The following is a 13,665-nucleotide window of genomic DNA, read 5'->3' on the forward strand; positions in this document are numbered from 1 at the left end:
TCACGGGATCGGGTCGTGGACGGTGACGAGCTTGGTGCCGTCGGGGAAGGTGGCTTCGACCTGGACGTCGTGCAGCATCTCGGGGATACCGTCCATCACCTCGTCGCGGCCGAGCACCGCGCGGCCGCTGACCATCAGCTCGGCCACGGTCCGGCCGTCCCGGGCTCCCTCGAGGATGTGGTCGGTGATCACCGCGACGGCCTCGGGATGGTTGAGCCGCAGGCCGCGGGCCTGCCTGCGGCGGGCCAGTTCGGCCGCATACGAGATCAGCAGCCGTTCCTGTTCATGCGGGGTCAGGCGCATAGTGGGCGATCCTGCCACGCCGCGCGACAGTCAGCAGCGCACGCGCGTGCGCTACTCCTCGGGCAGGTTCTGCAGCCGGACCTGACCGCGGGCCACCAGCCGGTCGGACGCGTCGGTGAGGGTCACCAGCCACAACTGCTGGCGGCGGCCGCGGTGAATCGGCGTGGACGTCGCGGTCACGGTGCCGGTCTTGATCGCGCGCAGGAAGTCGGTGTTGTTGTTGACGCCGACGACGTGGCCGCCCCCGTTTTGGGAGAGCCACACCTGGCCCGAGACGCTGGCCATGCTCTCGATCACCGCGCAGTAGACGCCGCCGTGCACGATTCCCCAGGGCTGCAACAGCTTCTCGGTGATCTCCAGCGTGGCGCGTCCGCCGTCGGGGCTCATGTCGAGATAGGTGAGGCCCAGTTCTTTGTCGAAGCCGCCGCCGACTCCATCGGGAAGATCAGTCACGGATCGTGTCTACACGTATGCCGTCGTGCCCCGAAAAGGGGGGACGGGCCCCACGCGGGAGCGTGGGGCCCGTCCTTCGGTCGGACCGGGGGTCTCTGCAGCCCTCAGGACTCCGGCGCGGTCCGGTGGTTCTCGGCGGTTCTCCGTGGTGCGATGGCCGCTCCATAAATATAGGCAAGGCTGCCCTAATAGAGCAAGGGCTTCCCCGCATTCGGCCGTGCGGTTCCGCGCACCGGGGCGCCGAAGCCGACGAGCGCGTCGAGCACCGCCTGGGCGCGCCGCATGCTCACCACCTCGCTGGTGCCCGCCAGCACCGGGATACGGGTGGCCGCGCCGACGGTGGCCACCCCGACGCCATGCCACATCGCCGCGACCGGCATCGCACCTCCGCTCACTGCCGCGAGCCGGCCGAACAGCGGCGCCAGGGCGCGGTGGCTGCGATGGGCGACCCAGGTCGTCAGCGCCGCCTCGCTCGGCAACGCGACGATCCCGTCGTCGACGACCGCGGCGCGGCCGTCGAACATCGGATCGTCGGGCAGGGCGCGCAGCGTCGGATCCGCCACCCCCACCCAGTCGATGGCGCCCTCGGAGTCGACATGCACCCAGAGGTTCTCCGGACCGGTGTCCCAGGCGCGGCCCTCCAGCGCCAGCAACGGGATCACGCGCCCGACCACGACGTGGGCGAAGGTGGCCGCGAGCTGCTGGGTCACCGCGGCCGCGCCGGCCGTCTCGGCCCGGGCCGCGTCGTACATCCCGCTCAGTCGATCAGTGGTGAGCAACTCCGCCAGCGGCCACCACCGCCGCCGGGAGAGGTCCCCCATCACCGCGACGCCGTACACCCGCGGGCACTCGCGGTAGAGCTCTCGCAGCCGCCGGCTGGACTCGTGGATCGGCAGCGTGCGCCGGATCAACATGCTCGCGATCAGGGGATCGTCCACCAGGACCGTCACGGCGCCTCCACTCAAGTTAGGTTAGGCTTACTATAATCACCAATGCATGAGAGGGGGCCACCGGCTGTGATCGGACTCACAACGCTCGACGGCACGACGCACAGAGGTGCTGACGTTGCTCGACGCAGCGACGTGCGCAGGCCCACCGCCGGTTCGCAGGAATTTGATACGACACGCGGTAGTAATCCCGTAGTAGGCTCGAAACCACCGCCGGTAGGAGAGAAACGGAAGATGGCCAAGCTGACACGGCTCGGAGAGCTCGAGCGCTCCGTGATGGATCACCTGTGGTCCGCGGGCGACCCGCAAACCGTACGGCAGGTGCATGAAGCCCTGTCAGCGCGCCGCGAGCTCGCCTACACGACGATCATGACCGTGCTGCAGAGGCTGGCCAAGAAGAACCTCGTGGTGCAGCATCGCGACGACCGTGCCCACCGCTATGCGCCCACGCATGGCCGTGACGAACTGGTCGCCGGCCTGATGGTCGATGCCCTCGACCAGGCCGCCGACTCGGGCAGCCGCGAGGCCGCGCTGGTGCATTTCGTGGAGCGCGTCGGCGCCGACGAGGCCGCCGCGCTTCGCCGCGCGCTGGCAGAACTCGAGGACAAACACCGCGCGCACCCACCCGGTGGCGAGCAAGGCACCGGCTGAGAGACACTGACAGCGTGTCCGCGCTGGCCTTCACCACCGTCGCCCTGCTGCTGTCGGGGCCGGTGCCTGCGATGCTGGCACGCGCCACCTGGCCGCTGCGGGCCCCCCGCGCCGCGATCGTGCTCTGGCAGTCGATCGCACTGGCCGCGGTGCTCTCCTTCTTCTCCGCGGGTATCGCGATCGCCAGCCGGCTTTTCGAGCCCGGCCCGGACGGGCGCCCCACCGCGACGATCGTCACCGCGTACGACGACCTCGGGTGGGCACTGTGGACCACCTACGTCGTCGTCTTCGCGCTGACCCTCGTCGTCGGAGCCCGGCTGATCGTCTCGATCCTGCAGGTGGCGATCGCCACCCGTCGCCGCCGCGCCCACCACCGCATGATCGTCGACCTCGTCGGCGCCCACCCCACCCGGCCGATGGCGGCCAGCGGCGTGCGCATCCTGCACGTCGCGCAGCCGCTGGCGTACTGCCTGCCAGGGGTGCGCAGCCGTGTCGTGGTCAGCGATGGCGCGCTGAACACGTTGGCGGACAACGAGATGTCGGCCATCCTGTCGCACGAGCGGGCGCATCTGCGGGCCCGGCACGACCTGGTGCTGGAGATGTTCACCGCGGTGCACGCCGCTTTCCCCCGCATCGTGCGCAGCGCACATGCGCTCAACGCGGTGCGCCTGCTCATCGAGGCGCTCGCCGACGACGCCGCCGTCCGCCACACCGGCCCCACTCCCCTGGCCCGCGCGCTGGTCGCCTGCGCGGCCGGACACACCCCGCGCGGCGCGCTGGCGGCGGGCGGGCCCACCACGGTGGTGCGGGTTCGCCGGCTGGGCGGCGCGCCGAACAGCCGCGCCGTCGCCGCGTGCGCCTACGTCTGCGCAGCGACGGTGCTGGTGCTGCCGACCGTCGCGCTGGCGGTGCCGTGGCTGACCGAGCTGCACCGCCTGTTCAGTGCCCTTTGAATGTCCTCCAGCTGCCCTCCAGCTCTGCTCGATCCCCCACAACCGCACAACGAAAGGCTGTCCGCATGACCGACTCCGCCACCCCCACGACCGGTACCGCGCAGATCGGCGTCACCGGCCTCGCGGTCATGGGGTCGAATCTCGCGCGCAACTTCGCCCGGCACGGCTACACCGTGGCGCTGCACAACCGCTCGATCGCCAAGACCGACGCGCTGCTGGCCGAGCACGGCTCCGACGGCACGTTCGTGCGCAGCGAGACCATCGCCGAGTTCCTCGACGCGCTGGAGAAGCCGCGGCGGGTGATCATCATGGTCAAGGCCGGCGATCCGACCGACGCCGTGATCAACGAGCTCGCCGACGCGATGGAATCCGGCGACATCATCATCGACGGCGGCAACGCGCTCTACACCGACACCATCCGCCGCGAGAAGGCGATGCGCGAGCGCGGACTGCACTTCGTCGGCGCGGGCATCTCCGGCGGCGAGGAGGGCGCGCTGAACGGGCCGTCGATCATGCCCGGCGGGCCCGTCGAGTCCTACAAGAGCCTGGGCCCGCTGCTGGAAGAGATCTCCGCACACGTCGACGGCGTGCCCTGCTGCACCCACATCGGCCCCGATGGCGCTGGCCACTTCGTCAAGATGGTGCACAACGGCATCGAGTACTCCGACATGCAGCTCATCGGCGAGGCGTACCAGCTGCTGCGCGACGGGCTGGGCAAGACAGCTCCCGAGATCGCCGACGTGTTCGCCGAGTGGAACACCGGCGACCTGGACAGCTTCCTGATCGAGATCACCGCGCAGGTGCTCCGCCAGACCGACGCCAAGACCGGCAAGCCCCTCGTCGACGTCATCCTGGACGAGGCCGAGCAGAAGGGCACCGGCCGCTGGACGGTGAAGTCGGCGCTCGACTTGGGCGTCCCGGTGACCGGCATCGCCGAGGCCGTGTTCGCCCGGGCGCTGTCGGGCTCGGTCGCCCAGCGGAAGGCCACCACCGGTCTTGCCTCCGGCGAGCTCGGCGACAAGCCCAGCGACGCAGCGCAATTCGTCGACGACGTCAGCAAGGCGCTGTACGCCTCGAAGATCATCGCCTACGCGCAGGGCTTCAACCAGATCCAGGCAGGCAGCGCCGAGTACGACTGGAACATCACCCCGGGCGACATGGCCACGATCTGGCGCGGCGGCTGCATCATCCGGGCCAAGTTCCTCAACCGGATCAAAGAGGCGTTCGACGAGAACCCCGACCTGCCGACGCTGATCGCCGCCCCGTACTTCCGCGAGGCCATCGAGTCGGGCATCGACAGCTGGCGGCGCGTCGTGGCGACCGCCACCCGGCTGGGCATCCCGATCCCCGGGTTCGCCTCGGCACTGTCCTACTACGACGCGCTGCGCACCGAGCGGCTGCCCGCCGCGCTGACCCAGGGCCTGCGCGACTTCTTCGGCGCGCACACCTACGGCCGCACCGACACCGACCCTGCCAAGCGCTTCCACACGCTGTGGAGCGGCGACCGCGGCGAGATCGAGGCCTGAGCCTGACGATCACAATGTCGTCGTGAGAGCGCCGTCGTGCAGATATGTGCGTGGCTCCGCTCTCGGGGTGACATTGCGACCGCAGCGAGATCGAGGCCTGAGCCTGCGCCACTAGACTCGGGGCGTGAAGTTCCTCGATGACCCGCCGTACGACCTGACCTACAACGACGTCTTCATCGTGCCGGGCCGCTCGCAGGTCACCTCCCGCTTCGACGTGGACCTGTCCACGGTCGACGGGTCGGGCACGACGATCCCGGTGGTGGTGGCCAACATGACTGCCGTCGCGGGCCGCCGGATGGCCGAGACCGTCGCCCGCCGCGGGGGCATCGTGGTTCTGCCGCAGGACCTTCCGGCGGCCGCGGTGCACCACACCGTCGACTTCGTCAAGAGCCGGGACACGGTCGTCGACACCCCGGTGACGCTGTCACCGGACGACTCGGTGTCCGATGCCTGCGCGCTGATCAACAAGCGGGCCCACGGCGCGGCCGTCGTGGTCGACGACAACCGTCCGATCGGACTGGTGACCGAGTCGGTGTGCAGCGGCGTGGACCGCTTCACCCGGGTCCGCGACGTGGCCGTCCGGGATTTCGTCAACGCGCCGGTGGGCACCGACCCGCGCAAGGTGTTCGACCTGCTCGAACACGCGCCGGTCGCCGTCGCCGTGCTCACCGACGCCGACGGCGCGCTGGCCGGTGTGCTCACCCGCACGGGCGCCATCCGTGCCGGCATCTACACCCCCGCGCTCGACGACCGCGGGCGCCTGCGCATCGCCGCCGCGGTCGGCATCAACGGCGACGTCGCCGCCAAGGCCCGTGCGCTCGTCGAGGCCGGCGCCGACCTGCTGGTCATCGACACCGCGCACGGCCACCAGGTCAAGATGCTCGACGCGATCGCCGCGGTCGCCGCGCTGGACCTCGGGGTGCCGTTGGCCGCCGGCAACGTCGTCTCGGCGCAGGGCACGCGCGACCTGATCGCCGCCGGCGCCTCGATCGTGAAGGTCGGCGTCGGCCCCGGCGCCATGTGCACCACCCGCATGATGACCGGCGTGGGCCGCCCGCAGTTCTCCGCGGTCGTCGAATGTGCCGCTGCGGCAAAAGAACTCGGTGGACATGTGTGGGCCGACGGCGGGGTGCGCCACCCCCGCGACGTCGCGCTGGCGCTCGCGGCCGGAGCGTCGAACGTGATGATCGGCTCCTGGTTCGCCGGCACCTACGAATCCCCCGGAGACCTGCTGCACGACCGCGACAACCAGCCGTTCAAGGAGAGCTACGGCATGGCCTCCAAGCGGGCCGTGGCCGCCAGGACCGCTGCCGACAGCGCGTTCGACCGGGCCCGCAAGGCGCTGTTCGAGGAGGGCATCTCGACGTCGCGGATGAACCTCGATCCGGTGCGCGGCGGAGTCGAAGACCTGCTCGACCACATCACCTCCGGGGTGCGCAGCACGTGCACCTACGTCGGCGCCGCCACACTGCCCGAACTGCACGAGAAGGTGGTGCTCGGCGTGCAGTCAGCGGCCGGTTTCGCCGAAGGGCACCCGCTGCCCACCGGCTGGTGAGGCATAGGCCAGCACGTCGCCGGCCACCTCGACGGTGACCACGCTGTCACCGGCCAGCTCGGTCCGCCCCGGATGCCGCATGCGCACCGCGGTGCCGTCGGAGAGCATCAGCTCCACCGCGGTGTCCGCGCCGTAGAACCGGCACGCCGTCACACGGGCGGGCACTCCCTCGGCGCCGATGCGCAGCTGCTCGGGGCGCAGCACCACCACCGCGGCGCCGTCGGCCACCGGCAGCCGCGGGCGAAGCCGCCCCAGCGCAGTCTGCACGACCCCTGCCGCGGACGTGCCGGTCAACTCCACCGTGGCGCCGACGAACCGGGCCGCGGCCAGGCTGGCCGGCCGCTCGTAGAGGTCGGCGGGAGTGCCGTGCTGGGCCACCGTCCCGTCGATGAGCAGGGCCACCGAGTCGGCGAGCGACAGCGCTTCGGACTGATCGTGGGTGACCAGCACCGCCGTCGTCCCGGTGTCGCGCAGGATCGTCGCGATGTCCTCACGGACCCGCGTCCGCAGACCCGCGTCCAGTGCGGCGAACGGTTCGTCGAGCAACAGCACCCGCGGCCGGGCTGCCAGCGCGCGCGCCAGCGCGACCCGCTGCTGCTGGCCACCGGAGATCTCGTGCGGGCGCGCGTCGGCCAGCCCCTCGAGGCCCACCACCTCGAGCCACTCTTCGACGCGGCCGCCGCGCGGCATGCCGAACGCGACGTTGGCGCCGACGCTCAGATGCGGGAACAGCGCACCCTCCTGCGGCATCAGGCCCACCCGCCGGCGGTGAACGGGCACCGGGGCGGGGCCGCCGGCGACGAGCTGCCCGGCGATGCGAACCGTGCCCGCGTCCGGATCGGTGAACCCGGCCAGGATCCGCAGCAGTGTGGTCTTGCCGCACCCCGACGGTCCGAGCACCGCGCTCATCGTGCCTGCGGGCACCACCAGATCGGCCCCGGCGAGCACCCTCCGGTCGCCGAACGCCTTGTGGACGCCGTTCGCGGCGACCCCGGCCACCGGCTCAGTCACCGCGCACGCTCCACGCACCGAGCAGCGCGGTGGGCACCGCCGCGAACAGCAGCAGCGCCGCGGCGTACGGCGCGGCGGCGGCGTAGTCGCTGACCGAGCTGTATCCCCACAGCCGGGTGGCCAGCGTGTCCGTCCCCGTCGGATGCAGCAGCAGCGTCACCGGCAGTTCCTTCATGCAGGTCAGCAGCACCATCGCCGCACCGGCCGCGATGCCGGGCAGCGCCACCCGGGCCGTCACCGCGGTGAACGCCCGCACCGGTGTGCGGCCCAGCGACCGCGCCACCTCTTCGAGCCGGATGGGCGCCGACTCCACCGCGGCACGCACCGAACCGACCGCCAGCGGCACGAACAGCACCGTGTAGGCCAGTATCAACAGCGGTTCGCGCTGATAGATCGGCCGCAAAAGCAGCACGCCCAGCGACACCATCGAGATCGCGATGACGATCGCCGGAAGGCCGTGTGCCACATAGCTGACGCCCTCGAGCGCCCGCGTCGCGCGGTCGCGGTGACGGGCCGCAAGCACCCCCAGCGGGAGCGCGGCGGCGGTCGAGGCGAGTGCGGCCGCGGCCGACAACCACAGCGTCGACCCCAGGGCGTCCAGCCACCGGCCCGGATCCCAGCGCGGACCGGCCGTCGCCAGCCAGTCCACCAGCGCCGCCCCGGGCACCACCACCGCGGCCGCGAGCACGACGACCGGCAGCCCCAGCGCCACGCCCGTCCACCCCCCGAGACGGTTCCGCGGCGCTGGCCGGGGCGCGCCCGACCCGACCCGCGACGCCGCGGCCCGACCCCGGACCCTGTGCTCGGCGGCGACCAGGACCACGGCGAACACCATCAGCACCAGCGACAACACCGCCGCCCGTGCCGGATTGAACCCCGACCGGTACGCGCCGTAGATCACCCAGGTGAACGCTTCGAAGCGCATCGCCGCCACCGCGCCGAAATCGCTGAGCACATACAGCGCCACCAGTAGGGCGCCCGCGGCGATCGCCGCGCGCGCCTGCCGCAGCGTCACCCCGAACAGCACCGCCCAGCCGCCCCGGCCCAGCGAGCGGGCCACCTCCTCCTGCGCCGGATCGACCCGGGCCAGCGCCGCCGTCGTCGTCAGCAGCACCAGCGGGTAGCTGACCAGCGTCAGCACCAGGACAGCGCCCCAGAAACCGGCCATCGAGGGAACCGCCGACACCCATAGGTAGGCCAGCAGGTAGCTCGGCATCGCCAGCGGCAACGTCAGCGCGACGCTCCACAACCGCCGGCCCGGGAGGTCGGTACGAGTGAGCAGCACCGCCAGCGTCACACCGAGCACCACGCACGCGGCCGTGACCGTCGTGACGAGCAGCAGCGACCGGCCGACCAGGGCCGCGGTGCGCGGCTGCACCACCTCGGCGACGACCGCGGACCAGCCGCGGGAGAGCGCCCGGTCGCCGAGATAGACGAGGGGAATCAGGGTCGCCGCGGCCACCAGGGCGGCCGGCAGCACCAGCAGCGCCGGCGGACGACGTGCCGCCCGGACCGAACCGGCCACCCTCAGTTGGTCAGCAGGCCGGTCTCGACGAGGAGCTCCTGCGTCGTCTCGATGTCGTCGAGTTGGGACAGGTCCACGGCGGGCGGACGCAGGTCGCTCAGCGCAGGCATCTGCGCGGCCGGCGCCACCCCGGCCGCCAGCGGGTACTCCGCGGTCTCCTCGGCGAAGTACCGCTGCGCCGACTCGCCCACCAGGTAGGCCGCAAACGCTTGCGCGCCTTCAGGATTGGGTGCCGCCTTCAGCACGCCGACGCCTGCGACGTTCACCAACCCGCCGGGGTCGCCGGCCGCCATGAACTTGTTCTGCGCCGTCACCGCGCCGTCACCCTTGGCGTCGATCAGCTCGTAGAGGTAGTAGTGGTTGACCAGGCCGAGCGGGATCTGGCCGGAATCCACCGCGTCGCGGACCGCGACGTTGTTCTCGAACGCCTTGGGGTCCTGGGCCTTGAACGCGCGTAGCCACTGCGCGGCGCCGTCTTCGCCGCGCACCACCCGCAACCCGGTGACGAACGCCTGCCACGACGCGTTGCTCGGCGCGAAGCCGATCTTGCCCTTCCACTGCGGCGCGAGCAGGCCGTCGATGGTGTCCGGCGGGGCGGGGGCCAGCGTCGGGTTGTAGACGACCACCCGTGCCCGGCCCGACACCCCGACCCAGGTGCCGTCGGCGGCGGCGTACTGCGCGGGGACCGCGCGCAGCGTCTCGGCGTCCACCGGCGCCAGCAATCCGGCCTTCGACACCGCGCCCAGTGCGCCGGCGTCCTGCGACAGGAACACGTCGGCCGGAGACTTGTCGCCCTCGGTGATCAGTTGCGCGGCGATCTCGCCCGAACCGGCGTAGCGGGTTTCCACCTCGATGCCGGTGTCGGCGGTGAACTGCTTGATCAGCGGCGCCACCAGCTCCTCGCTGCGGCCGGAGTACACGACGACCTTGTCGGCGTCGTCGGTGCGCGTCTCGGAACCGCATGCGGACAGCGCCACCAGCGCGGTGACGACGCCGAGGGCGCCGGCCCAGCGCGAGGCCGAGATTCTCGGGAATGTCACAGACATCGACTTCAGGGGCATAGGGAGCAGTCCGCCTTTCTGATCGTGATCTGCAACCTACCATCGCGTGAGGTTAGGCTTAGTAAACGCTCGCCGCGGCGGGGCGGGCCGCGCACTTCGGCTAACATGTGAGGTCACGCTGTCACTCAGCCGACCTGTCACTGCGCCGAAAGGGATCAGGTGCCGCAGGCACTGGATGGAGGCCCATCCGCGCCGGCCACACTCGCCGAGCGGCCCGAACACGAGCCCGCCGAGGCCGAGCCCTCCTGTAGTCCGCCGGGCCTCGAGCCCGGCGCCTCCCCCGCTGCCGTCCCGGGAGCGATCCGATGACCGCCACGATGTCTCTGCTGTCGCTGCTGGCCATCGGGTTGCTGACCGCCGGGACCGCGGTGTTCGTCGCCGCCGAGTTCTCGCTCACCGCACTGGAACGCAGCACCGTCGAGTCCAACGCGCGCTCGGGCAACCGGCGCGATCAGCTGGTGCAGCGCGCGCACCGGACCCTGTCCACGCAGCTGTCGGGTGCCCAGGTCGGCATCTCGATCACGACGCTGGCCACCGGTTTTCTCGCCGAGCCCGTGCTGGCGCGGCTGATCGAACCGGGACTGGCCGCCGTGGGCCTGCCGGAGCGGTTCGCCACCAGCCTGGCGCTGATCCTGGCCATCCTGATCGCCACGTCCGTGTCGATGGTGTTCGGCGAGTTGGTGCCGAAGAACCTCGCGGTCGCCCGGCCTGTGCCCACGGCGCGGGCCTCGGCGGGCCCGCAGCTGATGTTCTCGTTCCTGTTCACGCCGCTGATCCGGATGACGAACGGCACCGCGAACTGGATCCTGCGCCGGTTGGGCATCGAGCCTGCCGAAGAGTTGCGGTCCGCGCGCTCGCCGCAGGAGCTGGTGTCACTGGTGCGCACGTCGGCCCAGAGCGGCTCGCTGGACCCCGTCACCGCGGTGCTGGTGGACCGCTCGCTGCAGTTCGGTGACCGGACCGCCGAGGAACTCATGACCCCGCGCTCGAAGATCGACACCCTCGACGCCGACGACACCGTGCTCGAGCTCAGCCAGGCCGCGGTGCGGACCGGGCACTCGCGCTTCCCGGTGATCCGCGGCGACCTCGACGAGACGATCGGCGTGGTGCACGTCAAGCAGGTGTTCGCGGTGGCCCACGACAAACGTTCCACGACCCGGTTGTCGGAGATCGTGCAGCCCGTCGCGAAGGTCCCGTCCACCCTCGACGGCGATGCGGTGATGTCGGAGGTGCGCGCCAACGGCCTGGCCACCGCGCTGGTGGTCGACGAGTACGGCGGCACCGCGGGCATGGTCACCGTCGAGGACCTGATCGAGGAGATCGTCGGCGACGTGCGCGACGAGCACGACGACGAACCCCCCGACGTCGTGCCGGCAGGCAGCGGCTGGCAGGTCTCGGGCCTGCTGCGTATCGACGAGGTGGCCGAGAACACCGAGTTCCGGGCACCCGAAGGCGACTACGAGACGATCGGCGGGCTGGTGCTCGAGGAGCTCGGACACATTCCCGACGAGGGCGAATCGGTGGAGTTGACCGCGTTCGACCCCGACGGACCGATCGAGGATCCCATTCGCTGGCTCGCCACCGTGGTCAAGATGGACGGCCGACGCATCGACCAACTGACACTGACCGTGCTCGGCCGTGCCGGTGATCACGATGACGAGCGCGCCGAGACCGGTGAGGACCTCTGATGGGCGACATCTTCGGCGTGCTGCTGACCTTCGTGCTGCTGGGCGCCAACGCGTTCTTCGTCGCTTCGGAGTTCGCGCTGATCTCGGCCCGCCGCGACCGCCTGGAGGCGCTCGCCGAGCAGGGCAAGAACAGCGCGGTCACCGTCATCAGGGCCGGGGAGAACCTGTCGCTGATGCTGGCCGGCGCCCAACTGGGCATCACGGTGTGTTCGATCCTGCTCGGCCGCGTCGCCGAACCCGCGGTGGCGCACCTGCTCGAGAAGCCGTTCGATCTGCTCGGCATCCCCGACACGCTGTTGCACACGGTGTCGTTCCTGGTGGCGCTCTCCATCGTGGTGACGCTGCACGTGCTGCTCGGGGAGATGGTGCCGAAGAACATCGCGATCGCGGGCCCGGAGTCGACGGCGATGCTGCTGATCCCGGTGTACCTGGTCTACATCCGGGCCGCCCGTCCGTTCATCGCCTTCTACAACTGGTGCGCCAACACCACGCTGCGGTCCTTCGGGGTGGAACCCAAGGACGAACTCGACGTCACGGTGTCCACGGTCGAGCTGTCGGAGATGATCGCCGAGTCCCTGTCGGAGGGACTGCTGGACCCCGAGGAGCACAGCCGACTGACGCGCGCGCTACAGATCCGCAACCGCGTCGTCGACGACGTCGCGCTGCCGCTGCACCAGATCCGGGCGGTGCCCGCGGCGCGCACCGGCGCCGGGCCGACGATCCGCGCCCTCGAGGAGGCGCTGAAAGAGACCGGCTACTCGCGGTTCCCGGTCGCCGACCCGTCCGGTTCCTATGCCGGCTACCTGCACATCAAAGACGTGCTGCCCCTGCTCGACGGGCCGCACGACGACTCGGTGGTGCTCGAGTCGTCGATGGTGCGCCCGTTGCCGCGGGTGCCGGCCTCGCTGCCGTTGCCCGACGCGTTGACCCGGCTGCGCCGCACCAACAGTCACCTGGCTCTGGTCACCGCGGCCGACGGCAGCGTCACCGCCATGGTCGCGCTGGAAGACCTCGTCGAAGACCTGGTGGGCACCGTCCGTGACGGCACCCATCGTGTCTGAGAGCACCGACTGGAGCGTCTGTGCCGACTGGACCGAGCGTGCCGAGGCCCACCGCCGCCGCGCCGACGCCCTGCTCGCGCCGCACGTCGAGCGCCGCCGGGCGGGCCGGCCCCACCCGGTGTTCGACTTCCTGTTCACCTATTACAGCTGCCGGCCGCGCCAGCTGCGCGTCTGGCATCCGGGCTTCGGAGTGGTGCTCGGCGGGGACGCCGCACAGGCGTATCTGACGCGCGCCGGCTACCAGCGCTCCGGTGCAGGCGTCACCGTGAGCCGTGACCATCTGCTGACGCGTCTGGGCACTGTGACGTTCATCGCCGAGCTGCTGGCGGCCACCGCGGCGCGCCCGGCCCGATTCAGTTGCTTCGGCATGCACGAGTGGGCGATGGTGTACCGCACCGAGACCGTTCGTCACGACGCGGTGCCCCTGCGGCTCGGGGCGGCGGGCACCGACGCGGTGGTGGAGTCGATTCCTCTGCGCTGCAGCCACTTCGATGCTTACCGCTTCTTCACCGAGCCGGCTGCGGCGCGCAACGCCCGGCCGCTGACGCGGCAGACGCAGATCGCTGAGGAGCAGCCCGGCTGCGTGCATGCCGGAATGGACCTCTACAAGTGGGCGTTCAAGCTCGGCCCGCTGATCGAATCCTCCCTTCTGCTCGACTGTTTCGAGCTGGCCGCCGACGCCCGCATCCTGGACATGCGCGCCAGCCCGTACGATCTGCAGGACTTCGGCTTCGCGCCAATAAGAGTCGAAACACCGGACGGCCGACGGGAATACGCGGCGGCGCAGGAGGCCATCAGCGGCCGCGCGGCCCCGCTGCGGTCGAGGCTTCTGCGGGCCTGCGCCGCGCTGGCCGAAGCCGGCCGGCGAAGTGGGCCGGGGATCAGCGCGTTTACCGGCGGGTAAACTGATTCGACGGATTTCACGACAGGC

Annotated in this window: 13 protein-coding genes; 7 read left to right on the plus strand and 6 right to left on the minus strand. The window is 71.0% G+C overall.

The window, feature by feature from the left end; all coding sequences use genetic code 11:
• The 3 genes from G6N45_RS18010 to G6N45_RS18020 form a co-directional block, all read right to left on the minus strand.
• Window positions 1–303 (minus strand): urease subunit gamma, encoded by a 303-nt coding sequence (locus tag G6N45_RS18010; RefSeq protein WP_163723488.1) that lies wholly within the window; start codon window positions 301–303, stop codon window positions 1–3.
• Between the two features lie 51 nt (window positions 304–354).
• A complete protein-coding gene (locus tag G6N45_RS18015) occupies window positions 355–756 on the minus strand; it encodes a PaaI family thioesterase (RefSeq protein ID WP_163723489.1) in 402 nt (133 codons plus the stop codon).
• 185 nt (window positions 757–941) lie between these two features.
• The gene (locus G6N45_RS18020; RefSeq protein WP_163723490.1) at window positions 942–1,706 is read right to left on the minus strand and encodes an iron reductase; all 765 of its coding nucleotides are present in this window, start codon (window positions 1,704–1,706) and stop codon (window positions 942–944) included.
• Window positions 1,707–1,937: 231 nt separating this feature from the next.
• Here G6N45_RS18020 and G6N45_RS18025 point away from each other — a divergent pair, with 231 nt between their 5' ends.
• From G6N45_RS18025 to G6N45_RS18040, 4 genes are all read left to right on the plus strand, one after another.
• Complete coding sequence (locus tag G6N45_RS18025; RefSeq protein ID WP_163723491.1) at window positions 1,938–2,354, plus strand: BlaI/MecI/CopY family transcriptional regulator; 417 nt, start codon at window positions 1,938–1,940, stop codon at window positions 2,352–2,354.
• 14 nt (window positions 2,355–2,368) lie between these two features.
• A complete protein-coding gene (locus G6N45_RS18030; protein WP_163723492.1) occupies window positions 2,369–3,307 on the plus strand; it encodes a M56 family metallopeptidase in 939 nt (312 codons plus the stop codon).
• A 65-nt stretch (window positions 3,308–3,372) separates the two neighbouring features.
• Window positions 3,373–4,833 (plus strand): NADP-dependent phosphogluconate dehydrogenase, encoded by a 1,461-nt coding sequence (gndA, locus tag G6N45_RS18035; protein ID WP_163723493.1) that lies wholly within the window; start codon window positions 3,373–3,375, stop codon window positions 4,831–4,833.
• A gap of 124 nt (window positions 4,834–4,957) precedes the next feature.
• Window positions 4,958–6,388 carry a GuaB1 family IMP dehydrogenase-related protein gene (locus G6N45_RS18040; RefSeq protein ID WP_163723494.1) on the plus strand — a complete coding sequence of 477 codons (1,431 nt, stop codon included), beginning with the start codon at window positions 4,958–4,960 and terminating at the stop codon, window positions 6,386–6,388.
• Here the strand turns inward: G6N45_RS18040 and G6N45_RS18045 are convergent.
• The 3 genes from G6N45_RS18045 to G6N45_RS18055 are packed head-to-tail and all read right to left on the minus strand — an operon-like array spanning window position 6,341 to window position 9,970.
• Window positions 6,341–7,399: an ABC transporter ATP-binding protein gene (locus G6N45_RS18045; protein ID WP_163723495.1), complete on the minus strand. Its 1,059-nt coding sequence runs from the start codon at window positions 7,397–7,399 to the stop codon at window positions 6,341–6,343. The two genes, G6N45_RS18040 and G6N45_RS18045, sit on opposite strands and share 48 nt — an antisense overlap.
• The gene (locus G6N45_RS18050; protein WP_163723496.1) at window positions 7,392–8,924 is read right to left on the minus strand and encodes an ABC transporter permease; all 1,533 of its coding nucleotides are present in this window, start codon (window positions 8,922–8,924) and stop codon (window positions 7,392–7,394) included. The genes G6N45_RS18045 and G6N45_RS18050 overlap by 8 nt, the downstream gene beginning before the upstream one ends.
• 2 nt (window positions 8,925–8,926) lie before the next feature.
• The gene (locus tag G6N45_RS18055; protein WP_163723497.1) at window positions 8,927–9,970 is read right to left on the minus strand and encodes an iron ABC transporter substrate-binding protein; all 1,044 of its coding nucleotides are present in this window, start codon (window positions 9,968–9,970) and stop codon (window positions 8,927–8,929) included.
• A 320-nt stretch (window positions 9,971–10,290) separates the two neighbouring features.
• On the opposite strand from G6N45_RS18055, the gene G6N45_RS18060 reads away from it, so the two are divergent.
• The 3 genes from G6N45_RS18060 to G6N45_RS18070 are packed head-to-tail and all read left to right on the plus strand — an operon-like array spanning window position 10,291 to window position 13,638.
• Entirely contained in the window at window positions 10,291–11,673 is a 1,383-nt protein-coding gene (locus G6N45_RS18060) for a hemolysin family protein (RefSeq protein WP_163723498.1), read from the plus strand.
• On the plus strand, window positions 11,673–12,734 hold the full coding sequence (locus tag G6N45_RS18065; protein ID WP_163723499.1) for a hemolysin family protein: 1,062 nt from the start codon (window positions 11,673–11,675) through the stop codon (window positions 12,732–12,734). Before G6N45_RS18060 ends, G6N45_RS18065 begins: the two co-directional genes overlap by 1 nt.
• The gene (locus G6N45_RS18070) at window positions 12,727–13,638 is read left to right on the plus strand and encodes a 3-methyladenine DNA glycosylase (RefSeq protein WP_246228714.1); all 912 of its coding nucleotides are present in this window, start codon (window positions 12,727–12,729) and stop codon (window positions 13,636–13,638) included. Before G6N45_RS18065 ends, G6N45_RS18070 begins: the two co-directional genes overlap by 8 nt.
• The last annotated feature ends 27 nt before the right edge of the window (window positions 13,639–13,665 follow it).

Origin of the sequence: Mycolicibacterium psychrotolerans (assembly GCF_010729305.1) — a bacterium.
In the GTDB taxonomy this organism is placed as follows: Bacteria; Actinomycetota; Actinomycetes; order Mycobacteriales; family Mycobacteriaceae; genus Mycobacterium; species Mycobacterium psychrotolerans.

What these genes read in the sequence shown, in the direction of transcription:
- G6N45_RS18055 (WP_163723497.1), bottom strand. Translation starts at nt 9,970, where the DNA reads ATGTCTGTGACATTCCCGAGAATCTCGGCCTCGCGCTGGGCCGGCGCC.
- G6N45_RS18010 (WP_163723488.1), bottom strand. Translation starts at nt 303, where the DNA reads ATGCGCCTGACCCCGCATGAACAGGAACGGCTGCTGATCTCGTATGCG.
- G6N45_RS18060 (WP_163723498.1), top strand. Translation starts at nt 10,291, where the DNA reads ATGACCGCCACGATGTCTCTGCTGTCGCTGCTGGCCATCGGGTTGCTG.
- gndA (WP_163723493.1), top strand. Translation starts at nt 3,373, where the DNA reads ATGACCGACTCCGCCACCCCCACGACCGGTACCGCGCAGATCGGCGTC.
- G6N45_RS18065 (WP_163723499.1), top strand. Translation starts at nt 11,673, where the DNA reads ATGGGCGACATCTTCGGCGTGCTGCTGACCTTCGTGCTGCTGGGCGCC.
- G6N45_RS18025 (WP_163723491.1), top strand. Translation starts at nt 1,938, where the DNA reads ATGGCCAAGCTGACACGGCTCGGAGAGCTCGAGCGCTCCGTGATGGAT.